The sequence below is a fragment of the Klebsiella sp. CSG-1 genome (assembly GCF_056521145.1).
Window position 1 is genome coordinate 1 of sequence record NZ_JBWNLD010000040.1, and the last position, 506, is coordinate 506.

The 506-nt window shown below is 55.3% G+C and carries 1 protein-coding gene; it reads right to left on the reverse strand.

Annotation, left to right across the window (positions count from 1 at the left end; all coding sequences use genetic code 11):
* Positions 1-506, reverse strand: a 506-nt coding sequence (locus AC007G_RS28310; RefSeq protein ID WP_227699616.1) for a GTP-binding protein, incomplete at both ends; no start/stop codon positions are given.

The window sequence follows — 506 nt, forward strand, 5'->3', positions numbered from 1 at the left end:
GGCAGCAGGAACGGCTTGTCAATCGCACGCTCTGGTTCCGGGATGTAAGAATCCAGGTAGCCAGCCAGTTCGATGATTTTCGCTTCCCAGTCTGCTTCGCCTTCCAGCGCTTTCAGAGCGGAACCACGAACGATCGGAGTGTCGTCGCCCGGGAAGTCGTACTGAGACAGCAGCTCACGAACTTCCATTTCAACCAGTTCCAGCAGCTCTTCGTCATCAACCATGTCGCATTTGTTCAGGAACACGATGATGTACGGAACGCCTACCTGACGACCCAGCAGGATGTGCTCACGAGTCTGCGGCATCGGGCCGTCAGTCGCAGCAACAACCAGGATCGCGCCATCCATCTGAGCAGCACCGGTGATCATGTTTTTAACATAGTCGGCGTGGCCCGGGCAGTCTACGTGTGCGTAGTGGCGAGTCGGGGTGTCATATTCAACGTGAGAAGTGTTGATGGTGATACCACGAGCTTTTTCTTCCGGTGCGTTATCGATCTGGTCGAATGC